The following is a 24832-nucleotide window of genomic DNA, read 5'->3' as shown; positions in this document are numbered from 1 at the left end:
ATTATAAGCCGGAACGAAAGAGAAATCGAAAGGTATTCCATACTCGCCCTCCTCGGGCGAGTATGAAGATTACGGTACCGGGTTGACTAACAGTTGCCCAATCGAGCCACGGTCCGCCATTTCCAGCGTCTGACTGTTGAAGTAGAACGGGAAGTGCGCCCAGGAAGGCTGACCGAAATAAACCAGCAGCTCCACTTGTCCGTCAACCCAAACGGTATCTTTCCAGCCTCTGTCTTCCGGGAACGGCATCGCGCCATTCACGTTACGGATCTGGAACATCACGCCTTCAATATGGAACGCTTGCGGCTCGTCCGCGCGTACCGTCCAGCGTTCCCACGTTCCTTGCTGCGCGGTGACATCAATACGGTTGACGTCCCACAGTTGTCCATTAATACCCGGGTCATCACCCAGACTGATATCGCGACTACGAATCGGCGAACCGGCCATGATTTCAGTTGGCAGCAAGCGCATCGGAAGACTGTCTGTGACCAGCGGCAGAAGGCCGGTTGGGCGCAGCGTTAGCACCAGGGTAGAAACCAGAATGCTGGATGGCTCAAAGAAGCCACGAATACGATCAACAATGCTCGCCGCTTCGCCACAGGTGATCGACACTTCATCACCGTTGCTCATATCCACCAGAATCTCACGACGCTCGCCCGGTGCCAGCGAAAGTTGCTTCACCGATACAGGAGCGGGCAGGAATCCCTGATCGCCAGAAATCACATGTAACGGGCGACCATCGCTCATCTGTAGTTGATAGCGACGAGAGTTCGACGCGTTCAACAGACGCAAGCGCACCCAGCCACGCGAGACTTCAACGTACGGGCTTTGTACACCGTTAACCAGCAGCGTATCACCAACAAAGCCGCCGCTTCCCGGTTCGTTGTATTCTGGCGTACCAAAGTTATCCAGCCGTTTATCCTGAATAATGACCGGAAAATCATCCACACCATAATGGTTGGGGATAGGCAGCGATTTACTGACTTCATCTTCCACCAGCCACATTCCGGCAAGGCCGTTATAGACCTGCTGAGCCGTGCGGTTGGGAGTATTGGCGTGATACCACAGAGTAGCTGCGTTCTGGCGAATGGGCAGTACGGGTGCCCAGTCAGCGTTTGGCGACATCATCCGTGCCGGACCGCCCATCAGCGGGCCAGGTACCTGTAGCCCGGCCACCGTCATTGAGACATTTTCTGTCAGGCGGTTGCTGTAAATAAGCTTAACATCGTCGCCCTTCCAGACGCGGATAGTCGGCCCCAGGTAACGACCATTGATTCCCCAAACCGACGCGCGTGTCCCTGGCGTAAATGACCAGTGCGCACGTTGTACAGTCATAAACAGCGGTTGCCCACGGCGAGATTCAAGCAGCGGCGGAACGGGTAGCGGTTGCTGTTGCCCGGCTGCGCTGGCCTTCAGGGGAACAGCGCCTGCACAAAGTGCAATCCCCGATGCCTGAATGAACTGACGCCGACTGAGTGACATATTTGCTCCATGTAAAACTGGCTAAAGTAATACCGTGCAGGAAAGTGTTCCCCGCAAAAATACAGATTGCCGACTTAAACTTTTCCGGCGGCTTCGCGTTCTGCGACTTCTTTATCGAGCTCGGCGATTTTTTGTTCCATTATCGAACGACAATGGGCAGCCAGCTCACGAACCTGATCTTTGCCATACTGACTGACGTCAATTGGCGGCAGCATTTCGACAATCACCAGACCGTTGTGCAGTCGATTAAGATTAATCTTATTCGAAGTTGTAGAGACGCACACGGGAATAATCGGGACGCCCGCCGCAATTGCCGCGTGAAATGCTCCAGTCTTGAACGGTAGCAGGCCGCGACCACGGCTGCGGGTACCTTCCGGGAACATCCAGATGGAAATACGGCGTTTTTTGAAGTGATTCACGACTTCCGCAATAGTGCCGTGAGCTTTAGTGCGATTGTTTCTGTCGATCAATAAGTTGCCGGTTAACCAGTACAACTGCCCGAAGAAGGGGATCCACAGCAAGCTCTTTTTACCTACCGTCACCGTCGGCGGTTGCACAATGTTCGATGCTGTCACCATGTCATAGTTGTTCTGGTGGTTAGCGATATAGATAGCATTGCCGTAGCTTTCAGCATCTGCAGGTTTGCGGCACTCAACTTTCAGGCCGAACAGCGGCGCAAGACGACCAAACATATGCCCAAAGGTGGCCACATGTTTCGGGTTACGCGGGCTGAAAAGGCAGTAAATGGAGCCGAATACACAGACTAAGATGCTGTAAATCACGGTAATAATAAGACGAAAGATATATAGCATAACACCCTCTGAAGGTCTGAGAGACTGGCATTGTACGTCACCTGAAATCAGGTTAGGGCATTGTTAAAAGCCGCTCTCTGGAAAAGCGTATTGTTAATCGCAACGCATGAATAAACAACGGTTTCAAGGGAATTTTTATCGTTTCCGGGGGTTGAATACGCTGCCGGATGACGACTTAACGTTTCATCCGGCGTTCCTTGCAAGCGGGAGGAAACAGCGCCCTCCCCGGCATATTACTCTTCGCTATCACCGCTGCTGGCACGGCGAGGAGAGTCGATCTCAACACGATCGATACGCTGCAAACCGCGCATCAACGTACCGCGGCGTCCACGTTCGCCAGTGACTTTCTGTAGCTCTTCCGGACGCAGTTTAATTTTGCGTTTCCCAACATGAATGGTCAACGTGCTTTGCGGCGGCAGAACGTACAGTTGCGCCAGACCATCCTCGCCACGCGCGGCTTCTGCCGACGGAATGTTGATAATCTTATTGCCTTTGCCCTTCGACAACTGCGGCAGATCGCTTACCGGGAACATCAACATACGGCCTGCCTGAGTGATTGCCAGCAGCATATCGGAAGCATCTTCAATCACCACCGGCGGCATAACATGGGCATTTTCCGGTAAGGTGATCAAAGCTTTACCTGCACGGTTACGCGCCACCAGATCGTTAAAGGTGCAGACGAAACCGTAACCCGCATCGGAAGCCATCAGCAGTTTCTGATCGTCGCTTTCCATCAGCATATGGTCAACGGTCGCTCCAGGCGGCAACGTTAATTTGCCGGTGAGCGGCTCGCCCTGACCACGCGCCGACGGCAGCGTAATCGGGTCGATGGCATAGCTACGACCGGTGGAATCAACAAACACTACCGGTTGGTTGCTCTTACCTTTCACCGCCGCTTTGAAGCTATCGCCCGCTTTATAATTCAGGCCCGGCGCGTCGATATCATGGCCTTTAGCGCTGCGTACCCAGCCCATCTGCGACAGCACAATGGTGACAGGTTCAGACGGCAGCATGTCGTGCTCGCTCATCGCTTTCGCTTCTTCGCGTTCCTGCAACGGCGAACGACGATCGTCACCGTAGGCTTGCGCGTCTGCCTGCAGTTCTTTCTTCAGCAGGTTATTCATTTTACGCTCGGAAGCCAAAATGCCCTGCAACTGGTCGCGCTCTTTTTCCAGCTCACTCTGCTCACCGCGAATCTTCATCTCTTCCAGTTTGGCAAGATGACGCAGTTTCAGTTCGAGGATCGCTTCCGCCTGGGTTTCCGTAAGGCCAAACCGCGACATCAGCGCCGGTTTCGGTTCATCTTCATTACGAATGATCTCAATCACTTCGTCGATATTGAGAAACGCCACCAGCAAACCTTCGAGGATATGCAGGCGCTTGAGGACTTTCTCCAGACGATAGTTCAGTCGGCGGCGCACGGTATCGCGGCGGAACACCAGCCATTCGGAGAGGATTTCCAGCAGGTTTTTCACCGCCGGACGGCCATCCAGACCGATCATATTAAGGTTAATACGATAGCTCTTTTCCAGATCGGTGGTTGCGAAGAGGTGGTTCATCACCTGATCCATATCCACGCGGTTGGAACGCGGCACAATCACCAGACGGGTCGGGTTCTCGTGGTCAGATTCATCGCGCAGATCGTCAACCATCGGCAGCTTTTTGTTGCGCATTTGCGCAGCAATTTGCTCCAGTACGCGCGCACCTGAAACCTGATGCGGCAATGCGCTGATAACCACCGCGCCATCTTCTTTCTTCCAAACCGCGCGCATACGCACTGAACCACGTCCGTTCTCGTAGATTTTACGGATCTCGGCGCGCGAAGTGATGATTTCCGCTTCAGTCGGATAATCCGGCCCCTGCACGATATCCAGCAGCTGGTCGAGCGTGGTTTTCGGCTGGTCGATTAATGCGATTGCCGCCTGAGCCACTTCACGCAGGTTATGCGGTGGGATATCGGTCGCCATGCCGACGGCAATACCGGTGGTGCCGTTAAGCAAAATGTTTGGCAGACGGGCAGGTAGCATTTTCGGCTCCTGCAAAGTGCCGTCGAAGTTTGGTACCCAGTCAGCCGTCCCCTGCCCCAGCTCGCTCAATAGCAGCTCGGAATATTTCGACAACCGGGATTCGGTGTAACGCATTGCTGCGAACGATTTCGGATCGTCCGGCGCGCCCCAGTTCCCCTGACCATCAACCAGCGGATAACGGTAAGAGAACGGCTGCGCCATCAGGACCATCGCTTCATAACAGGCGCTATCGCCGTGCGGATGGTATTTACCCAGTACGTCACCGACGGTACGAGCCGATTTTTTAAATTTGGCGCTGGCATTCAGGCCCAGCTCAGACATCGCATACACAATGCGGCGCTGAACAGGTTTCAGACCATCACCAATAAACGGCAACGCACGGTCCATGATCACGTACATGGAGTAGTTTAAGTAGGCGTTTTCCGTAAATTCATGTAGCGCAAGGCGCTCTGCCATATCGCTCATTAATTCTGATTCCTCAACTTATTCGCCAGCCTTCAAAGGGGCAATATTGCCGGAGATACTACATTATCTGCCGCGTCGAGTCACAGGAGATCAGCGTGAATAGCGCCGCCGGACGTGCTCCGACGGCGATAAAGGCATCAATGTGCCTTGATATACAACTCTTTGCTGTAGACTTGATCGGCATAGGGGGCAACACAAGGTTGCGCCCATGCCACACCACTCGGCATGCGGGTCCGCACCGGGCGATTCGAGAAGTTGAGGTTATGCGAGTCCAGGGAAGCCTAAAGCATCAAAGTAGTCGTCTGTAAGTATACGGTTCAGCCCAGCTTAGCAGTGTCTCCACCTGTGCCCCGCGCCTCCTGCCATAAGTGCGGCCTGCTCATGGGTACCCTCGAGACGGCTTACGGCGCACCGGATAATAAATTTCGCGTATACATGGTATTCCTTACCGGAGAAATTATAAGCCCGACAACAATACGCCTGTGGCATTGTTAGCTCAAACTTATCGCGAGTGATTTGGCTCACACTCCGGTAAAGATTCTCCATCACGCTAACGGTACATAAACATCCGTTTCCAGTCGCAGCTCTGTCATCCCTTCGGCAAGATTGGTGTAGTGAAACAGAATCGGTGCTTTACGCATTTTCTCGCCGCTTGCAGGTAGCCAGTGGCGAATGATGCCCCATATCGTGTGTGAAATATCGTCCAGCTCGCCAACATGGCGGGCCACAGCATAACGTCCACCGGTAAGTTCACCATTACTCACACCATAACGATTATCGGGGATCGGTTCGCTAACGCTGCCGCAGATATCAAAGCGAAACGCTTCCGGTGCGGTGGTGGCAGGGTCATCCCAGGCGACGCCAAAAGTCTGGCTTTGGTTAACAGGAGAAAGCCCCGTCTCTTTACGCCACATGATAAATTTCGCCACGCTGTAGTTGAGCAACTCAGGGCTACAGCGGTGCGGCAACATCGCCACAGGGATTGATGGGAAATCGATAATGTTTACATCCAGTGTCAGGTTTGTCATTTTGCCTCCCTGCGAAATTATTCCCGGGAACGCGTCCCGGGAGCGGTAACAATTACGGATTTACTTTGCGGATCTGTTTGACGTCAATTTCAACAGAGTTCCAGTCTTTATCGACTTCCCCCTGGATCTCAACCGTATCTTTCGGCGTCACCGTCACGCCGTTCCAGCGTTTGTGGTCGATATCAACATTGATAGTACCGCTGGCATCTTTGAACACGTAGAGATCGTCAGAGATGCGTTCAACGATATTGCCGCGCAGGGTTACCCAGGTGTCGTCACGCAGGGATTTTGCGCTTTCTACGGTCGTTACGCTGCCGTTCGGCCCCTGGAATCCTCCGGCCTGACTTTGCGTTGCCGATGGGCCAGAAAAACCGCCCTGCTCTGCTGCCATCACCGGTGCGCTGCACAGGGCCATTACTGCGATTACTGCTGCGAATTTTTTCATGTTTATTACTCCCTTTAATGTCTGTTTCCGAGCATTTAACAAGATAGTCCTTAACAACTTCTTAAGGGAAAAAAATAAAATTTAATGCTGTACAGAGCGCGTTACAACACGGTTTACTGGCAGCAAATACGGTTATCGCAGGGATGAAAAAATGCGAATTTTACTGATAGAAGATGACATGCTGATTGGCGACGGCATCAAAACGGGCCTTAGTAAAATGGGTTTTAGCGTCGACTGGTTTACACAAGGTCGTCAGGGAAAAGAGGCGCTATATAGTGCGCCTTATGATGCGGTGATCCTGGATTTAACCTTACCAGGCATGGATGGTCGCGATATTTTGCGCGAATGGCGAGAAAAAGGTCAGCGTGAGCCGATACTGATCCTGACCGCGCGCGATGCGTTAGCGGAACGTGTAGAGGGGCTGCGTCTGGGAGCTGACGATTATCTGTGTAAACCTTTTGCGTTGATAGAAGTCGCCGCCAGGCTGGAAGCTCTGATGCGCCGAACCAACGGCCAGGCCAGCAACGAACTGCGCCACGGTAACGTCATGCTCGACCCCGGCAAACGTATCGCCACGCTGGCTGGTGAACCCTTAACGCTGAAACCAAAAGAATTTGCCCTGCTGGAATTACTGATGCGTAACGCTGGTCGGGTACTGCCGCGCAAACTGATTGAAGAGAAACTGTATACCTGGGACGAAGAGGTCACCAGTAATGCCGTTGAAGTGCATGTGCATCATCTGCGACGCAAACTCGGCAGTGATTTTATTCGTACCGTTCATGGTATTGGCTACACATTAGGTGAGAAATGAAATTTACCCAACGTCTTAGTCTGCGAGTCAGGCTGACGCTAATCTTTTTAATTCTGGCCTCAGTGACCTGGCTGCTTTCCAGCTTTGTCGCCTGGAAACAAACAACGGATAACGTCGATGAGTTGTTCGACACCCAACTGATGCTGTTTGCCAAGCGGTTAAGTACGCTCGATCTCAACGAAATCAACGCGGCAGATCGCATGGCACAGACGCCAAATAAATTAAAACACGGTCATGTTGATGACGATGCGCTGACCTTTGCCATCTTTACCCACGACGGCAGAATGGTCCTTAATGATGGCGATAACGGAGAAGATATTCCCTATAGCTATCAACGGGAAGGTTTTGCTGACGGGCAACTGGTCGGTGAAGACGATCCCTGGCGTTTTGTCTGGATGACCTCACCTGATGGCAAATATCGCATCGTTGTTGGTCAGGAATGGGAATACCGTGAAGACATGGCGCTGGCGATTGTTGCCGGGCAATTGATCCCGTGGCTTGTCGCACTGCCGATTATGTTAATCATCATGATGGTACTACTGGGTCGTGAACTCGCGCCGCTGAACAAACTGGCGCTGGCACTACGTATGCGTGACCCTGACTCGGAAAAACCACTAAACGCGACGGGCGTACCCAGCGAAGTGCGTCCACTGGTTGAGTCGTTGAATCAACTGTTCGCCCGCACACATGCGATGATGGTTCGTGAACGACGCTTTACCTCCGACGCAGCTCACGAACTACGTAGCCCGTTAACGGCGCTGAAAGTGCAAACCGAAGTTGCGCAGCTCTCTGACGATGATCCGCAGGCGCGGAAAAAAGCGCTGCTTCAATTACATTCCGGAATCGATCGCGCTACTCGTCTGGTTGATCAACTGCTCACGCTATCGCGGCTGGACTCACTGGATAACCTTCAGGACGTCGCGGAGATCCCGCTTGAAGATCTCCTGCAATCGTCGGTGATGGATATTTACCACACGGCGCAGCAGGCGAAAATTGACGTACGACTGACACTCAATGCCCACGGCATCAAACGCACCGGACAACCGCTGTTGCTAAGTTTGTTGGTACGAAACCTTCTGGATAACGCCGTGCGTTACAATCCACAGGGCAGCGTGGTGGACGTCACGCTGAATGCCGATAGTTTCATCGTGAGGGATAACGGCCCCGGTGTGACGCCAGAGGCACTGGCGAGAATTGGCGAACGCTTCTATCGCCCACCCGGACAAACCGCTACCGGCAGTGGACTTGGGCTATCGATTGTCCAGCGAATCGCCAAATTGCATGGCATGAATGTTGAGTTTGGGAATGCGGAACAAGGTGGATTTGAGGCGAAGGTGAGCTGGTAAGGGTAAGACTTTTGCTAAATTAGCAAAAGACTTTGCACATTTTGCTAATTTCACCGTACCGCTCTGTGACGTACTATAGTCGACAAACGTCTCACCTTGAGGTTAAAAAAATGAGCAACATCCTGATTATCAACGGCGCGAAAAAATTCGCCCACTCCAATGGTCAACTGAACGACACCCTGACCGAAGTCGCGGATGGCACGCTGCGCGACCTCGGGCATGATGTCCACATCGTTCGCGCCGACAGCGACTACGATGTCAAAGCGGAAGTACAAAACTTTCTCTGGGCTGATGTGGTGATCTGGCAGATGCCAGGCTGGTGGATGGGCGCGCCGTGGACAGTGAAAAAATACATTGATGATGTATTCACCGAAGGTCACGGCACGCTGTACGCCAGCGATGGTCGTACCCGCAAAGATCCGTCGAAAAAATACGGTTCCGGCGGCCTGGTACAGGGCAAAAAATATATGCTTTCTCTGACCTGGAACGCACCAATGGAAGCCTTCACCGAAAAAGATCAGTTCTTCCACGGCGTTGGCGTTGACGGTGTGTATCTGCCGTTCCATAAAGCAAACCAATTCCTTGGCATGGAACCGCTGCCGACATTTATCGCTAATGACGTGATAAAAATGCCTGATGTTCCCCGCTATACTGAAGAATATCGCAAGCATCTTGTGGAAATTTTTGGTTAACTAGAGCTCTGGCTTTAGAAGGAGTTAACCATGATTACAGTAATCGCAGAAATCCGTACTCGTCCTGGTCAACATCACCGTCAGGCAGTGTTGGATCAGTTTGCTAAAATTGTTCCAACCGTACTGAAAGAAGAAGGTTGCCACGGCTATGCGCCAATGGTGGATTGCGCTGCTGGCGTGAGTTTCCAGTCTATGGCACCGGATTCTATCGTGATGATTGAGCAGTGGGAAAGCATCGCGCATCTTGAAGCGCATCTGCAAACCCCGCACATGAAAGCATATAGCGAAGCCGTAAAAGGTGACGTGCTGGAGATGAATATTCGTATCCTGCAGCCGGGGCTTTGACATTTCTAAAAAGAGGCCGGTGCTGCTACCGGTCTCAGCCCAGATTAGCCATTCTTTCTTCCCGTTTTCAGTCCTCGATGGAAATCGTTAATTCGCTTAATGGTTTTAACCGCACGCTGCGGCACTGCGGAAGCCACCGACCAAACAATCATTTCCAGGCACAACAATACCGTACCATGTAGTGGCGTTTTCCCCTTTTCATCCCCGCGCGGAACATGAATCACGATACTGGCGTCTTTGCTAAAACGTGAATCCAGCGCGTTTGTCAGCAAAATAACAGGGATCCCCAGCCGCCTCGCCTCACGAAGCGTTGTCAGCCCTTCCCGGTGCGCAGATTTTTGCGCCATCATGATCAGAACATCGCCACGTTGAAGCGCGATCAGTTGCTCGGCAAGGCCAATACCCGTACGGTTTAGTGCCGTGGCAGGCAAACCTATGCGGTTGAATAGTCGTGCGGTATAGTCCGCCAGGATACCCGAAGCGCCAATGCCAAAAATAGCGACTTGCCGTGCCTGCACCAACAACGCTACAGCTTGCGCAAGCGCGTGGCGGTTTTCAGGCTCTGACAGGACATTACAAGTATACAAATGCCCTTCAAGAACAAAGTCGATTGCGGTGTTAACATCGCTCGTCAAGTTACTCACCGTCGTAGACATCTTTTCGCTGGAACTAAGGGCTGGACCAAGCCACTGTTCCAGAGTGCGTTTCAGATCACGCAGCCCGGCAAACCCCAGAGCCTGTATAGCCCTGATAACTGTGGCATCGGAAGTGTTCAACGTGGCCGCAATTTCCATCGCCGTTTGCTCGAGTACCACTTCACGATGCTCATTAATGTAGCTTGCGACAGCTCTTAACCCAGGCGTTAACTGACTCGCGCGAGTGCGAAAACGCTCACCATAAATATCAACCCGCGTTTTGTCTTTCTGGATCATTTAGCCTCCGGTAGAGGTCGTCCCGCAATTTGTGATTGTATCTGCGCAGCCATCAGCCCCAGAGATGCAAAGGAGTTAGAAATCGCCTCTTCACGAGAAATCAGCACATAGCGCCCGGAACGACAGGCCGTCAGAAACTGACACCATCCCGGCATGACTTTTTCCATTGCTGCCAGCTCATCCTGAGGTTTACCACCGGTGTCACCGCGCCAGGTTGCAAAAACAAAATCGGCATCCAGTTCAGGTAAACGCTCTGCGCTCACATCCATTCGCCCACCTTCAGGAATGCTCTCAATCAGCGGCGGAAAGCGAAAACCAGCATCGCGTAATACCCGCCCCAGCGAATGATAGCTATGCATCACATTAATTTTTCCCTGATTTGCCTGAATCACCGATACCGTTATTTTTTGGCTGTCCAGCGTCGCCTTCAGCGCATTGATTTGTGCCTGATAGCGGCGTTCAAGTATCGCCAGCTGCGACTGCGTTCCTGTAAGTTCTGCCAGCTTGCGGTAGATTTCTGGCGCGCCGCCTTTGAGATGATCAATGCTCACCGTGGGCGCAATTTTTTCCAGTTGTTCAATGGGCGTATTACGGGTCGGTTCTGTGATGATCAGGTCAGGTTTTGCCGCCACAATCGCTTCAATATCAATATCAGCGGTGCCAATAAAAGCGATCGATGAATTATCAAAGTCGACACCTGTCAATAACGCGCCTGATCGAATGAAATGGCTACCGTCAGGCCGGGTTCGCCCGTGGCTGGCGACAGGAGGTACACCGAGCTCAATCAGAGGAATAGTGATATCAAGATCGTGTAAAGAGACAATTCTCTTTGGATGAGCAGGAACAGTGACTTTGCGCCCTAAATCATCAGTAAAGACCTGAACAGGTTCTGTCGCGCGGGCAAAGAATGACAACAGTATCAGCAGAGAAAAAAATAAACGCATATAACTCCCATTAAAAACTGTTCCTGCGCTGCCAGAGCAGTAGCAAAAAGAATGGTCCACCAATCAATGAAATAATGATTCCGGCAGGCAGTTGCAAAGGCAAAAAAGCCAAACGACCAATGCTATCCGCCAGGATGACTAACAACGCCCCCGATACGGCGCTCCCCAGCAGTAATGTCGTCTGCCCGCCACGTAGAATAAAACGTGATATATGGGGTGCTATCAATCCGACAAAACCGATGTTACCAACACACGAAACGCAGACGGCTGTCAGGATTATTGGTGCGGCGACACGTAACAACGCCAGACGAGAACTATTCACCCCTAACCCGGTTGCAACCTGATGACCAAGCAGAGCGATATCCGCCGTCCTGGCGGTGAACAGCAATAAAAGAGCGGCTGGCAACATCCAACAGGCTGAAATACCGACTAACATCCAGTTAGCTGCATGCAGGCTTCCCGATAACCACATCAATGCAGTTTGTACATCTCGAACATCTGCAGTGGTCATAAATACACCGATACCGGCGGCGAAAAACCAGGAAACACCAATACCAATCAGAACAAATCGCGGGCGGGAAATATCGCGCGCACAAAAAATCACGATTAAAGCCACCAACAAGCCACCAGCAAGACCAGCCACTGGACGCCAGAACATTCCCAGCATTGGAAACTGGAAAATCAGCCACAGCACCGCCACGCTACATCCTTCTTTGACGCCGATTAAACCAGGATCGGCAAGGCCGTTACGCGCAATGGATTGCATCGCGGCCCCCGCCATACCTAACATGGCTCCGCATAGCAATGCCATGATGACTCTCGGCAAGCGAATATCCTGCACAATATAACGTGCGTCTGTGCTTACGTTTTCTGGAGCAAACAACGCTCGTCCTACTTCCGATGCCGGGACAGAAAAAGAACCATGCATCAGACCGAATATCAGTATTCCAACCGCAAACAGAAACAGCCCACCAAGCAACACCAGATTTTTAGGGCGTACCAGTGTCGAAAACTTACCAACACGTAGTGGACGTAGCCCGACGTTCATTATCCGACTCATTTGAACATCCTCGTCGCCATAATGACAAAAACAGGCGCACCAACTAACGCCGTCATGACACCGGTCGCTAACTCATGGGGCGTGAAAAGCGTCCGAGCAATAATATCTGCCAGTAATAACAAAAGCGCGCCGACACAAGCTGAAAGAGGGAGCAGAACGCGCAGATCCGCTGATACCAGACGCCTGACAATCTGCGGTACTAGCAGACCGACAAAACCAATGGGGCCAGCAATCGATACGGCTGCGCCACAGAGCAACGCGATCGCAAGCAGAGTGAATGTTCGCGTGCGGAGTACCGAGACGCCCAGCCCCTGCGCCATGCGATCACCCAGTGCCAACATGTTAAGAGAGGGCGCAAGGTAAATGGCTAACACAACCCCCCCCAGAGAAAACCAGGCGGACGTACCCAGCGTCGCCCAATCCTGCCCCGCTAAATCACCTGCTAGCCATGTCCGCATCGCCAGCAGTGTTTGTTCGTCAAGAATCAGGATTGCAGCCGTTATTGAGGACACGAACGCCGATAGCGCCACGCCACATAAAGTAACTTTCATTGGCGTTAACCCTGAACGCCCTGCGGAGGAAAGCAGCAATATCAACAGGAACAATAACGCGCCGCCCGTAGATGCCAGCAGTGGGCGTCCAACCGGAAAGGCCAGCCCAAGCGCACTGGCAGCAACGACAGCAAGAGCGGCTCCGGCATTTAAGCCTAAAATATGTGGCTCCCCCAATGGGTTACGAATGACAGCCTGCAACAAAGCACCAGCAACTCCAAGAGAAGCACCGGTAAGCAATGCTGCCGCTAAACGCGGCAAACGGAGTCTTACAATTACGTTGTGATCGAAGTTTTGCGGATCAAAATGAAGAAATGCCTGCAACACCGTTTGTGGTGCAATAAATCGGGCACCAATCCCTGGATATACCACGCATCCCACCAGCAGTAAGGCGAGGAAAATTACAGTAACCAGCCCTGTGCGCATCATACTTTTTCTACACCACGAAACGGCATGAAGAACGGCTTTCCCGTCAGAGGATTTATTGATGCGTGAACATCAACGTCAAAGACAGCTTTTACCAGCTCAGGCGTGCAATGCTCCCCCTCATTCAACACACGCACCACTTTCCCCTGGCGTAAAAATATCAACGTATCACCATAATTGACGGCAAAATTCAGATCATGCAACACCACGACGACTGTACGCCCGTGATGACGCGTTAAATCATGTAATAACTCAAGAATTTCAACCTGATAACGTAAATCAAGCCAGGTTGTGGGTTCATCCAGCAGGATATAAGGCGTCTTTTGCGCCAACACCATCGCAATCCAGCAACGCTGGCGCTGCCCACCAGAAAGTTTTTCAACAGGTAAATGTGCAAACTCCTGCGTACCGGTTAATTTCAGGGCCTCTTCTACCGCCTGCTCGTCGGCGTCGCTCCATTGACGAATGAAATTCTGCCAGGGAAAACGCCCACGCGACACCAGTTCATAAACGGTTAAGCCCTCCGGCAATAATGGCGACTGCGGCAAGATCCCAAGTCTACGGGATAACGCTTTCGTTGGTTGCTCGTGAATCGCTTTACCATCCAGCAATATCGAGCCGCCCATAGGTTGCAAGATACGTGCAATGGTGCTGAGCAACGTCGACTTTCCACAGCCGTTTGCCCCAACCAGAACGGTCATTTTTTCTGTGGGAACGGAGAAAGAAACACCATCAACAATGATTTTCTTGTGATACCCGGCAGAAACATTGTCGAGGATCAGCCCCTGCCCTTTTGCGTTATGTGCCACGTGTACGCCAACTTAATCAAAGACAAACAAAAATAAAACTCATTCTCCTTTGAGAGTTTGACGCCACAAAATGTAGTAGTCAAGAAGTTAAAAGCCATACAAAAACAAGGTAAATAACAGGTGAAATATTTTTAAAGATAAAAATAAAACCATTAAATATTAATAAATTACCATCAGTTGAATTGCATTAACCTCTCATAAAAACACATGTAGCAATTTTTTGTTATTTCTCATTTACTACTACATCACCGCATGGTTGAATGATTCTCAATTACATATCCGATGGTGAAATAACAAACGGATAGTGCTTAGTGAGCAACAAGAAACAATTTTCACTCACGACAATCCGTGAGTTTTTGGGATAACAGACTAAATAGCTAAGTTCACACCTTCATTCTCAGGAATCAAAGGTCGGGCGCTCTTTTCACTGCTCTTTGCAGCACCAATGATTCATGCAACCGACACTGCAACGACCAAAGATGGCGAAACAATCACTGTTACAGCGGATGCAAATACCGCAACTGAGGCGACCGATGGTTATCAACCTCTGAGCACTTCCACGGCGACATTAACCGATATGCCGATGCTGGATATCCCGCAGGTGGTCAATACGGTTAGCGATCAGGTTCTGGAAGATCAGAATGCGACGACGCTGGATGAAGCGCTTTATAACGTCAGTAACGTGGTACAGACCAATACATTAGGCGGAACTCAGGACGCCTTTGTACGTCGTGGATTTGGTGCTAACCGGGATGGCTCCATCATGACCAACGGCCTGCGAACTGTACTTCCTCGCAGTTTCAACGCCGCCACAGAACGTGTGGAAGTGCTAAAAGGTCCGGCCTCCACGCTGTATGGCATTCTCGATCCTGGTGGATTGATTAACGTCGTGACCAAGCGCCCGGAAAAAACATTCCATGGTTCTGTCTCAGCCACGTCCTCCAGTTTTGGCGGAGGCACTGGGCAACTTGATATCACAGGTCCCATTGAAGGCACTCAGCTGGCATACCGCCTGACGGGGGAAGTGCAGGATGAAGATTACTGGCGAAACTTCGGTAAAGAGCGCAGTACATTTATTGCCCCGTCACTCACCTGGTTTGGTGATAATGCAACAGTAACCATGCTCTATTCCCATCGGGACTATAAAACTCCGTTCGATCGTGGAACGATTTTCGACCTTACGACGAAACAGCCCGTAAACGTTGATCGAAAAATACGTTTTGACGAACCGTTTAATATTACAGATGGTCAGTCCGATCTGGCGCAACTCAACGCAGAATATCATCTCAATAGCCAGTGGACAGCGCGCTTTGATTACAGCTACAGCCAGGATAAATACAGCGACAATCAGGCTCGCGTTACCGCGTATGATGCAACGACAGGAACGCTGACACGGCGTGTTGATGCAACTCAGGGATCTACCCAGCGTATGCATTCTACTCGCGCGGATCTGCAAGGGAATGTTGATATTGCTGGGTTCTATAATGAGATTCTGGGTGGGGTGTCATATGAATATTATGATCTTCTGCGCACAGATATGATTCGCTGTAAAAACGCTAAAGATTTCAATATTTACAACCCCGTTTATGGCAATACCAGCAAATGCACAACGGTTTCGGCGTCGGACAGTGATCAGACGATCAAACAGGAGAGCTACTCAGCGTATGCACAGGACGCGCTCTATCTGACCGATAACTGGATTGCCGTCGCCGGGATCCGCTATCAGTATTACACGCAGTATGCGGGTAAAGGCCGTCCTTTTAATGTCAATACTGACAGCCGCGATGAACAATGGACGCCCAAACTGGGGTTAGTCTACAAACTGACGCCATCGGTATCCTTATTTGCTAATTATTCGCAAACATTTATGCCGCAATCGTCAATTGCCAGCTACATCGGAGATCTTCCACCGGAATCATCTAATGCTTACGAAGTCGGGGCAAAATTCGAGCTGTTCGATGGTATAACCGCAGATATTGCGCTGTTTGATATCCATAAACGTAACGTGTTGTATACCGAAAGTATTGGTGATGAAACCATCGCCAAAACGGCAGGCCGCGTTCGTTCAAGAGGGGTAGAAGTCGACCTTGCGGGAGCATTAACTGAAAACATTAATATCATTGCCAGCTACGGCTATACCGATGCTAAGGTTCTGGAAGATCCTGATTATGCAGGGAAACCATTGCCGAATGTTCCTCGTCATACCGGTTCGCTATTCCTGACCTATGACATTCATAACATGCCAGGCAATAACACACTGACGTTTGGCGGTGGTGGACATGGCGTAAGCCGTCGTTCGGCAACCAATGGGGCTGACTATTATCTGCCAGGCTATTTCGTTGCCGATGCCTTCGCCGCATACAAAATGAAATTGCAGTATCCGGTCACACTGCAATTAAACGTCAAAAACCTGTTTGATAAAACGTATTACACCTCTTCCATCGCCACAAATAATCTGGGGAATCAGATTGGCGATCCGCGTGAAGTGCAATTCACGGTGAAAATGGAATTTTGATCAAAAAAGCCCGGTATACACTTGTATACCGGGCTATGTTTTATTCTTCTGGCGGGAGGATTATCAGACCTCAATCTCCGCCATGTCGCCTTTCTCTTGCAACCAGTTGCGGCGATCTTCCGAGCGTTTCTTCGCCAGCAGCATATCCATCATCGCGTCAGTACGCTGATCGTCTTCATCATCGATAGTCAACTGCACCAGACGGCGAGTGTTCGGATCAAGCGTGGTTTCGCGCAATTGCATCGGGTTCATTTCCCCCAGACCTTTAAAACGCTGAACGTTCGGCTTGCCTTTCTTGCGTTTTAATTGCTCAAGTACGCCCTCTTTCTCTTCTTCCGTCAGCGCGTAATAAACCTCTTTCCCGAGGTCAATACGGTAGAGCGGTGGCAGTGCAACGTAAACGTGACCGTGTTTCACCAATGCGCGGAAGTGTTTTACAAACAAAGCGCAGAGCAGCGTGGCAATGTGCAGACCATCGGAGTCAGCATCCGCCAGGATACAGATCTTGCCGTAACGAAGCTGGCTCAAATCGTCGCTGTCAGGATCGATACCGATCGCTACCGAAATATCGTGCACTTCCTGCGAAGCCAGCACTTCGTCGGAGGAGACTTCCCAGGTGTTAAGGATCTTACCTTTCAGTGGCATGATCGCCTGATATTCGCGATCGCGCGCCTGCTTGGCAGATCCGCCTGCGGAGTCACCTTCCACAAGGAACAGTTCGGTACGGTTAAGATCCTGCGCGGTACAGTCAGCCAATTTACCAGGCAGCGCCGGGCCGCTGGTTAGCTTTTTACGCACCACTTTTTTAGCCGCACGCATACGACGCTGGGCACTGGAAATCGCCATCTCTGCCAGCAGCTCCGCCGCCTGAACGTTCTGGTTCAGCCACAGGATGAAGGCATCTTTCACCACGCCCGAAACGAATGCCGCACACTGACGCGAAGAGAGACGCTCTTTGGTCTGCCCGGCAAACTGTGGATCCTGCATTTTTACTGACAGCACATAGGCGCAGCGATCCCAGATATCTTCCGCCGACAGCTTCACGCCGCGCGGCAGAATGTTGCGATATTCACAGAACTCGCGCATCGCATCCAGCAGGCCCTGACGCAAGCCATTAACGTGCGTACCACCCTGCATCGTTGGGATCAGGTTGACGTAGCTTTCGGTCAGCAGTTCACCGCCTTCCGGCAGCCACAGTAGCGCCCAGTCCACAGCTTCAGTATCACCAGCGAAATTACCGATAAACGGTTTTTCCGGCAGCGTCGGTAAACCGTTTACCGCTTCCGCCAGGTAATCATTCAGACCGTCCTGATAGCACCAGCGCTGTTCGGTGTTGTTGATCTCATCTTTAAAGGTGATCTCAACACCAGGGCACAGTACCGCTTTGGCTTTCAGCACATGTGTCAGGCGTGAAACAGAAAAACGCGGGCTGTCAAAGAAGGTTTCATCCGGCCAGAAGTGCACGCTGGTACCGGTATTGCGCTTACCGCAAGTGCCGACAACCTGTAAATCCTGCACCTTTTCGCCATTTTCAAAGGCGATGTTATAAACCTGACCATCGCGGCGTACGTTAACTTCTACGCGCTTCGACAGGGCGTTAACTACCGAAATCCCCACGCCATGCAGGCCGCCAGAGAACTGGTAATTTTTGTTAGAGAATTTACCGCCTGCATGCAGACGGCAAAGAATCAGTTCAACCGCCGGTACACCCTCTTCCGGGTGAATATCCACCGGCATCCCACGCCCATCGTCAATAACTTCTAACGACTGGTCAGCATGTAAGATTACATCCACGCGTTTTGCGTGACCCGCCAGTGCTTCATCGACACTGTTATCAATAACTTCTTGCCCCAAATGGTTAGGGCGAGTGGTATCGGTATACATTCCCGGACGGCGGCGAACCGGCTCAAGCCCGGTGAGTACCTCAATGGCATCAGCGTTATAAGTTTGCGTCATGGTTTAAGTTAGCAATTCGAGTTGATCGTCAGAGATGGTGCAGACCAAGAAAATCGACGATCGGGTTGAAATAATCTTCGAAGCCCGTGAATGCGTGGTTGCCGCCTTCTATGACAGTCTGGCGGCAGGAAGCGTAGTACGCCACCGCCTGGCGGTAATCCAGCACTTCATCTCCCGTCTGTTGCAGCAGCCAGATCAAATCCGGCGCTTCCAGCGGGTCAATCTGCATGACTTTGAGATCGTAAATATGGCGTGACTCTAGCACATATTGCTGCCCGGTGTAGGGGTTCTCGTTCTGACCGAGATAGTCCGTCAGCAGTTCAAACGGGCGCACCGCCGGGTTTACCACCACTGCGGGCAGCATAAAACATTGCGACAACCAGGTGGCGTAATATCCCCCCAGTGACGAACCGACAATACCCAGCGAATCGCCGCCATGTTCCAGGACAATGGATTCCAGCAGTTCTGCCGCATCGGAAGGATACGGCGGCAACTGCGGGATGATCATCTCAACGCCAGGGTGATGTTCCGCAAGCCAGCTTTTTAACAAGCTCGCTTTTGCAGAGCGCGGCGAGCTGTTGAAACCGTGTAAATAAAGAAGCGTAGACATCAGTAGCCTTCTGAAGCGGTATCAGGTTGGAAACGTGTGTCCGCCAGGCGATGCACCTCGGTGGTCAGCGTGCCATCAGCATGTAACTCGAGAGTACGCCAGCCGGGCGCGATGGTGTCCAGCGTAAAGTTGGAACAGTGCGGCTTAAATTGCACACAGGTCGACGGCGTTGCCAGCAGGCGGCGACCGTTCCAGTCGAGATCCAGCTCCTGATGAATATGACCGCACAGCAAGTATTTGACATGCGGAAACTTCGCCAGCACGGTATCCAGTTCGCCCGCGTTACGCAGGCTGTGTTGATCAAGCCAACTACAACCCGCAGGTAACGGATGATGATGCAGCAGCAGCAACGTATGGCGTTCTGGCGCATCGGCCAGTTTACGTTCCAGCCACTCAAGCTGAAATTCGCTCAGCTCACCGTGCGGCACGCCAAACACCTGGCTATCCAGCAACAGGATTTGCCATTGCTCACCAATAAACACCCGCTTCGCCGGGGAGATACCCGCATCCTGTAACGCGCTGTACATCGCGGGCTGGAAATCGTGGTTGCCCGGCAGCCAGACGCAGGGCGCACGAAAACTTGCGATGCCTTCAGCGAAATGCTGATAGGCCGCAGAGGATTGATCCTGCGCTAAATCACCTGTCGCGACAATCAGGTCGAATTCGTGCTGGTGTGGACGAATCGCCTCCAGCACCGCCTGGTAGCTTTCCCAGGTGTTTACCCCTAACAGGGCTTCGTGCTTTTGTGCAAACAGGTGAGTGTCGGTAATTTGTAAAATCCTGACTCTGGCCTCACCAGCCAGAGGAAGGGTTAACAGGCTTTCCAAATGGTGTCCTTAGGTTTCACGACGCTAGTAAACCGGAATCGCCATCGCTCCATGTGCTAAACAGTATCGCAACCAGTCCGCTAAAAACTGGTTAATTTGATGCTTTTCGTCGCGTTGATGCAACTTTTTATTAGGATAATCATACCGCGCTTTGAAGCGAAAAATCTGCTGGCTTGAACACACTTCAGCCACCATCGCGTCATGATACAGACGCACCGTCATTGACGGAAGGCTCCAGTAACTGATCGCGGGCGCAGTCTGTTCTATTGTCACCAGGGTAGTGTATCGGGTCGATTCCACAATCGTCAGCCGATATTGTGCGTTTGCCACCTGATAGCTTACAGTTTCGCCGGGTGCGTCATTGCGCGGCAACAAACGGCGCAATTGTGAAAAGTTCATCTCGCACAGGCGCATCATTTCAGGAAAGTCAGGTGTGTAACGCTTCATTTATGCCCACTCATTTTTTAACGCTTGATGATGCAACTGCAGCCATTGCAAAGCGATGACCGACGCTGCGTTGTCGATTTTCCCCTCTTCTACCCACTGGTATGCCTGTTCCCGGCTTACCACATGAACGCGAATATCTTCGTTTTCATCAGCCAGACCGTGAATACCGCTTGCGGTCGTGGCGTCCACTTCGCCCACCATAATTGACGAACGCTCACTGGTGCCCCCCGGGCTTGCCAGGAAACTTAACACCGGTTTGGTCCGTTTGACTATCAGTCCCGCCTCTTCAATCGCTTCGCGACGGGCAACATCTTCCACACTTTCACCCTCTTCAATCATCCCGGCAACCATCTCCAGTAGCCAGGGGGTTTTGCTGGTGTCGTACGCGGCAATCCGAATCTGCTCAATCAGCACAACTTCATCACGTACTGGGTCAAAGGGTAGCAAGACTGCGGCGTGACCGCGCTCAAAAATTTCCCGCCGTACCTCATGACTCATTTGCCCGTTGAATAGACGATGACGAAATCTATAAAGATCTAATGAAAAAAAGCCGCGATAAAGTGTTTCTCGTGCAATAATTTCTACATCGTTTTTGCCAAATGTAACGGGCAGGTTGTCTGGCTTAAGCATTGTTAATGTCCTGGCACTAATAGTGAATTAAATGTGAATTTCAGCGACGTTTGACTGCCGTTTGAGCAGTCATGTGTTAAATTGAGGCACATTAACGCCCTATGGCACGTAACGCCAACCTTTTGCGGTAGCGGCTTCTGCTAGAATCCGCAATAATTTTACAGTTTGATCGCGCTAAATACTGCTTCACCACAAGGAATGCAAATGAAGAAATTGCTCCCCATTCTTATCGGCCTGAGCCTCTCTGGGTTCAGTTCGTTGAGCCAGGCCGAGAACCTGATGCAAGTTTATCAGCAAGCACGCCTTAGTAACCCGGAATTGCGTAAGTCTGCCGCCGATCGTGATGCTGCCTTTGAAAAAATTAATGAAGCGCGCAGTCCATTACTGCCACAGCTAGGTTTAGGTGCAGATTACACCTATAGCAACGGCTACCGCGACGCGAACGGCATCAACTCTAACGCGACCAGTGCGTCCCTGCAGTTAACTCAATCCATTTTTGATATGTCGAAATGGCGTGCGTTAACGCTGCAGGAAAAAGCAGCTGGGATTCAGGACGTCACGTATCAGACCGATCAACAAACCTTGATCCTCAACACCGCGACCGCTTATTTCAACGTGTTGAATGCTATTGACGTTCTTTCCTATACACAGGCGCAAAAAGAAGCGATCTACCGTCAATTAGATCAAACCACCCAACGTTTTAACGTGGGCCTGGTAGCGATCACCGACGTGCAGAACGCCCGCGCACAGTACGATACCGTGCTGGCGAACGAAGTGACCGCACGTAATAACCTTGATAACGCGGTAGAGCAGCTGCGCCAGATCACCGGTAACTATTATCCGGAACTGGCGGCGCTGAATGTCGAAAACTTTAAAACCGACAAACCGCAGCCGGTTAACGCGCTGCTGAAAGAAGCCGAAAAACGCAACCTGTCGCTGTTACAGGCACGCTTGAGCCAGGACCTGGCGCGCGAGCAAATTCGCCAGGCGCAGGATGGTCACTTACCGACTCTGGATTTAACGGCTTCTACCGGGATTTCTGACACCTCATATAGCGGTTCGAAAACCCGTGGTGCCGCTGGTACCCAGTATGACGATAGCAATATGGGCCAGAACAAAGTTGGTCTGAGCTTCTCGCTGCCGATTTATCAGGGCGGAATGGTTAACTCGCAGGTGAAACAGGCCCAGTACAACTTTGTTGGTGCCAGTGAGCAACTGGAAAGCGCCCATCGTAGCGTCGTGCAAACCGTACGTTCCTCCTTCAACAACATTAATGCTTCTATCAGTAGCATTAACGCCTACAAACAAGCCGTAGTTTCCGCTCAAAGCTCATTAGACGCGATGGAAGCGGGCTACTCGGTCGGTACGCGTACCATTGTTGATGTGTTGGATGCGACCACCACGCTGTACAACGCCAAGCAAGAGCTGGCGAATGCGCGTTATAACTACCTGATTAATCAGCTGAATATTAAGTCAGCCCTGGGTACGTTGAACGAGCAGGATCTGCTGGCACTGAACAATACGCTGAGCAAACCGGTTTCCACTAACCCGGAAAACGTTGCCCCGCAAACGCCGGAACAGAATGCTATTGCTGATGGTTATGCACCTGATAGCCCGGCACCCGTCGTTCAGCAAACATCCGCACGCACTACCACCAGTAACGGTCATAACCCTTTCCGTAACTGATGACGACGACGGGGCTTCGGCCCCGTCTGAACGTAAGGCAACGTAAAGATACGGGTTATCTGCCGCATTCTTCCCCCTTCTCGCTTCAATTTCGACCAGCCATCCTCTATTCTGATGGGTATTTACCACTGGTCCCGGAAGACAAAAATGAAACGGACAAAATCCATACGCCACGCATCGTTCCGCAAAAACTGGAGCGCACGCCATCTGACACCAGTCGCTCTCGCGGTTGCCACTGTTTTTATGCTGGCTGGCTGTGAAAAGAGTGATGAAACAGTGTCTCTCTATCAAAATGCTGACGACTGTTCAGCTGCAAACCCAGGCAAAAGCGCCGAATGTACCACTGCGTACAACAATGCGCTGAAAGAAGCCGAACGTACTGCGCCGAAATACGCCACTCGTGAAGACTGTATTGCTGAATTTGGCGAAGGTCAGTGCCAGCAGGCACCAGCCCAGGCTGGTATGGCACCAGAAAACCAGGCGCAGGCCCAGCAATCGAGCGGGAGTTTCTGGATGCCGCTGATGGCCGGTTACATGATGGGGCGTCTGATGGGCGGCGGCGCGGGATTTGCACAGCAGCCGCTGTTCTCCTCGAAAAACCCAGCCAGCCCGGCTTACGGTAAATATACCGACGCGACGGGTAAAAACTATGGCGCAGCGCAGCCAGGCCGCACCATGACCGTACCGAAGACGGCAATGGCACCAAAACCGGCGACCACCACCACCGTTACTCGTGGCGGTTTTGGTGAATCTGTTGCCAAACAAAGCACTATGCAACGTAGCGCAACCGGCACCTCTTCTCGTTCAATGGGTGGCTGATACCGATGGAAAGAGTCAGTATTACCGAGCGCCCGGACTGGCGCGGAAAAGCCCACGAATACGGTTTCAATTTTCACACCATGTACGGCGAACCGTATTGGTGTGAAGATGCTTACTACAAGTTGACCCTCGCCCAGGTTGAAAAGCTGGAAGAAGTCACCGCCGAATTGCACCAGATGTGCCTGAAAGTGGTGGAAAAAGTGATCGCCAGCGATGAGCTGATGACCAAATTCCGCATTCCAAAACACACCTGGAGTTTTGTGCGCCAGTCATGGCTGACTCACCAGCCATCGCTTTATTCGCGTCTTGATCTGGCGTGGGATGGCACTGGCGAACCTAAACTTCTGGAAAATAACGCCGATACGCCAACGTCACTGTATGAAGCCGCATTCTTTCAGTGGATCTGGCTGGAAGATCAGCTTAACGCCGGTAACCTGCCGGAAGGCAGCGACCAGTTTAACAGTCTGCAAGAAAAGCTGATCGATCGCTTTGTCGAGCTGCGTGAACAGTATGGCTTCCAGTTGCTGCATCTCACCTGCTGTCGCGACACGGTGGAAGATCGCGGAACCATTCAGTATTTGCAGGACTGCGCGACAGAAGCTGAAATCGCTACTGAATTCCTCTACATCGACGATATCGGTTTAGGCGAAAAAGGTCAGTTCACGGATTTACAGGATCAGGTGATTTCTAACCTGTTCAAGCTGTATCCGTGGGAATTTATGCTGCGTGAGATGTTCTCCACCAAGCTGGAGGATGCAGGCGTACGCTGGCTGGAACCGGCGTGGAAGAGCATTATCTCCAACAAAGCGCTTCTGCCGCTACTGTGGGAGATGTTCCCGAATCACCCGAACCTGCTGCCCGCTTATTTTGCGGAAGATGATCATCCGCAAATGGAAAAATATGTGGTTAAACCGATCTTCTCCCGTGAAGGCGCAAACGTGTCGATCATTGAGAACGGCAAAACCATTGAAGCAGCGGAAGGTCCGTATGGCGAAGAAGGGATGATTGTTCAGCAATTCCACCCGTTACCGAAATTCGGCGACAGCTATATGCTGATTGGTAGCTGGCTGGTGAATGATCAACCTGCCGGAATTGGCATTCGTGAAGACCGTGCATTGATCACCCAGGATATGTCTCGGTTTTATCCACATATTTTTGTTGAATAAG

Annotated in this window: 23 protein-coding genes; 8 read left to right on the top strand and 15 right to left on the bottom strand. The window is 51.6% G+C overall.

What is annotated here, in order from left to right; genetic code table 11:
* Positions 1–69: 69 nt before the first annotated feature.
* The 5 genes from ftsP to ygiW form a co-directional block, all read right to left on the bottom strand.
* Positions 70–1482: a cell division protein FtsP gene (gene ftsP, locus ACJHX3_RS03580; protein WP_000059395.1), complete on the bottom strand. Its 1413-nt coding sequence runs from the start codon at positions 1480–1482 to the stop codon at positions 70–72.
* Positions 1483–1556: 74 nt separating this feature from the next.
* A complete protein-coding gene (gene plsC, locus ACJHX3_RS03575) occupies positions 1557–2294 on the bottom strand; it encodes a 1-acylglycerol-3-phosphate O-acyltransferase (protein ID WP_000965712.1) in 738 nt (245 codons plus the stop codon).
* Positions 2295–2527: 233 nt separating this feature from the next.
* On the bottom strand, positions 2528–4786 hold the full coding sequence (gene parC, locus ACJHX3_RS03570) for a DNA topoisomerase IV subunit A (protein WP_001281881.1): 2259 nt from the start codon (positions 4784–4786) through the stop codon (positions 2528–2530).
* A 545-nt stretch (positions 4787–5331) separates the two neighbouring features.
* Positions 5332–5814, bottom strand: a complete 483-nt coding sequence (locus tag ACJHX3_RS03565; protein WP_000183490.1) for a GyrI-like domain-containing protein — start codon at positions 5812–5814, stop codon at positions 5332–5334.
* 52 nt (positions 5815–5866) lie between these two features.
* Complete coding sequence (gene ygiW, locus ACJHX3_RS03560) at positions 5867–6259, bottom strand: OB fold stress tolerance protein YgiW (protein ID WP_000712658.1); 393 nt, start codon at positions 6257–6259, stop codon at positions 5867–5869.
* Between the two features lie 151 nt (positions 6260–6410).
* Here ygiW and qseB point away from each other — a divergent pair, with 151 nt between their 5' ends.
* The 4 genes from qseB (at position 6411) to ACJHX3_RS03540 (ending at position 9453) form a co-directional block, all read left to right on the top strand.
* Positions 6411–7070: a quorum sensing response regulator transcription factor QseB gene (qseB, locus tag ACJHX3_RS03555; RefSeq protein WP_024216571.1), complete on the top strand. Its 660-nt coding sequence runs from the start codon at positions 6411–6413 to the stop codon at positions 7068–7070.
* On the top strand, positions 7067–8416 hold the full coding sequence (gene qseC / locus ACJHX3_RS03550; RefSeq protein WP_024216572.1) for a quorum sensing histidine kinase QseC: 1350 nt from the start codon (positions 7067–7069) through the stop codon (positions 8414–8416). The genes qseB and qseC overlap by 4 nt, the downstream gene beginning before the upstream one ends.
* A 110-nt stretch (positions 8417–8526) precedes the next feature.
* Positions 8527–9108: an NADPH:quinone oxidoreductase MdaB gene (gene mdaB / locus ACJHX3_RS03545; RefSeq protein WP_001392669.1), complete on the top strand. Its 582-nt coding sequence runs from the start codon at positions 8527–8529 to the stop codon at positions 9106–9108.
* A gap of 30 nt (positions 9109–9138) precedes the next feature.
* Positions 9139–9453 carry a putative quinol monooxygenase gene (locus ACJHX3_RS03540; protein WP_000633738.1) on the top strand — a complete coding sequence of 105 codons (315 nt, stop codon included), beginning with the start codon at positions 9139–9141 and terminating at the stop codon, positions 9451–9453.
* Positions 9454–9497: 44 nt separating this feature from the next.
* Here the strand turns inward: ACJHX3_RS03540 and ACJHX3_RS03535 are convergent, their stop codons facing one another.
* From ACJHX3_RS03535 to ACJHX3_RS03515, 5 genes are read right to left on the bottom strand one after another with little or no spacing between them, the layout of a single operon-like run.
* Positions 9498–10385: a MurR/RpiR family transcriptional regulator gene (locus tag ACJHX3_RS03535; RefSeq protein WP_000614954.1), complete on the bottom strand. Its 888-nt coding sequence runs from the start codon at positions 10383–10385 to the stop codon at positions 9498–9500.
* The gene (locus ACJHX3_RS03530) at positions 10382–11329 is read right to left on the bottom strand and encodes an iron-siderophore ABC transporter substrate-binding protein (protein ID WP_001305988.1); all 948 of its coding nucleotides are present in this window, start codon (positions 11327–11329) and stop codon (positions 10382–10384) included. Before ACJHX3_RS03530 ends, ACJHX3_RS03535 begins: the two co-directional genes overlap by 4 nt.
* Before the next feature lie 10 nt (positions 11330–11339).
* A complete protein-coding gene (locus ACJHX3_RS03525; protein WP_001490512.1) occupies positions 11340–12377 on the bottom strand; it encodes a FecCD family ABC transporter permease in 1038 nt (345 codons plus the stop codon).
* An 8-nt stretch (positions 12378–12385) separates the two neighbouring features.
* The gene (locus tag ACJHX3_RS03520) at positions 12386–13369 is read right to left on the bottom strand and encodes a FecCD family ABC transporter permease (RefSeq protein WP_000986430.1); all 984 of its coding nucleotides are present in this window, start codon (positions 13367–13369) and stop codon (positions 12386–12388) included.
* Positions 13366–14175 (bottom strand): ABC transporter ATP-binding protein, encoded by an 810-nt coding sequence (locus ACJHX3_RS03515; protein WP_000940874.1) that lies wholly within the window; start codon positions 14173–14175, stop codon positions 13366–13368. The genes ACJHX3_RS03520 and ACJHX3_RS03515 overlap by 4 nt, the downstream gene beginning before the upstream one ends.
* 373 nt (positions 14176–14548) lie before the next feature.
* Between ACJHX3_RS03515 and ACJHX3_RS03510 the strand changes: the two genes are divergently transcribed.
* Complete coding sequence (locus ACJHX3_RS03510) at positions 14549–16690, top strand: TonB-dependent siderophore receptor (RefSeq protein WP_042097191.1); 2142 nt, start codon at positions 14549–14551, stop codon at positions 16688–16690.
* Positions 16691–16753: 63 nt separating this feature from the next.
* Here ACJHX3_RS03510 and parE read toward each other — a convergent pair whose 3' ends face one another.
* Genes parE through nudF form a run of 5 tightly spaced genes read right to left on the bottom strand, consistent with a single transcriptional unit; the run spans position 16754 to position 21160 of the window.
* Entirely contained in the window at positions 16754–18646 is a 1893-nt protein-coding gene (gene parE, locus ACJHX3_RS03505; RefSeq protein WP_000195296.1) for a DNA topoisomerase IV subunit B, read from the bottom strand.
* Between the two features lie 28 nt (positions 18647–18674).
* Positions 18675–19256, bottom strand: a complete 582-nt coding sequence (gene yqiA / locus ACJHX3_RS03500; RefSeq protein WP_000105742.1) for an esterase YqiA — start codon at positions 19254–19256, stop codon at positions 18675–18677.
* Complete coding sequence (gene cpdA, locus ACJHX3_RS03495) at positions 19256–20083, bottom strand: 3',5'-cyclic-AMP phosphodiesterase (protein ID WP_000444747.1); 828 nt, start codon at positions 20081–20083, stop codon at positions 19256–19258. Before cpdA ends, yqiA begins: the two co-directional genes overlap by 1 nt.
* A gap of 24 nt (positions 20084–20107) precedes the next feature.
* On the bottom strand, positions 20108–20530 hold the full coding sequence (locus ACJHX3_RS03490; RefSeq protein ID WP_000833393.1) for a DUF1249 family protein: 423 nt from the start codon (positions 20528–20530) through the stop codon (positions 20108–20110).
* On the bottom strand, positions 20531–21160 hold the full coding sequence (nudF, locus tag ACJHX3_RS03485; protein WP_000917124.1) for an ADP-ribose diphosphatase: 630 nt from the start codon (positions 21158–21160) through the stop codon (positions 20531–20533).
* 204 nt (positions 21161–21364) lie between these two features.
* Here nudF and tolC point away from each other — a divergent pair, with 204 nt between their 5' ends.
* From tolC to ACJHX3_RS03470, 3 genes are all read left to right on the top strand, one after another.
* Positions 21365–22846 carry an outer membrane channel protein TolC gene (gene tolC / locus ACJHX3_RS03480; protein ID WP_000735280.1) on the top strand — a complete coding sequence of 494 codons (1482 nt, stop codon included), beginning with the start codon at positions 21365–21367 and terminating at the stop codon, positions 22844–22846.
* Between the two features lie 147 nt (positions 22847–22993).
* A complete protein-coding gene (locus ACJHX3_RS03475; protein WP_000831534.1) occupies positions 22994–23665 on the top strand; it encodes a DUF1190 family protein in 672 nt (223 codons plus the stop codon).
* 5 nt (positions 23666–23670) lie between these two features.
* A complete protein-coding gene (locus ACJHX3_RS03470; protein WP_136159326.1) occupies positions 23671–24831 on the top strand; it encodes a glutathionylspermidine synthase family protein in 1161 nt (386 codons plus the stop codon).
* The last annotated feature ends 1 nt before the right edge of the window (position 24832 follow it).

This window comes from Escherichia sp. WS1265, from assembly GCF_046487585.1.
GTDB classification, from domain to species: Bacteria; Pseudomonadota; Gammaproteobacteria; order Enterobacterales; family Enterobacteriaceae; genus Escherichia; species Escherichia coli.
This window is presented reverse-complemented; position numbering and strand designations above follow the sequence as displayed.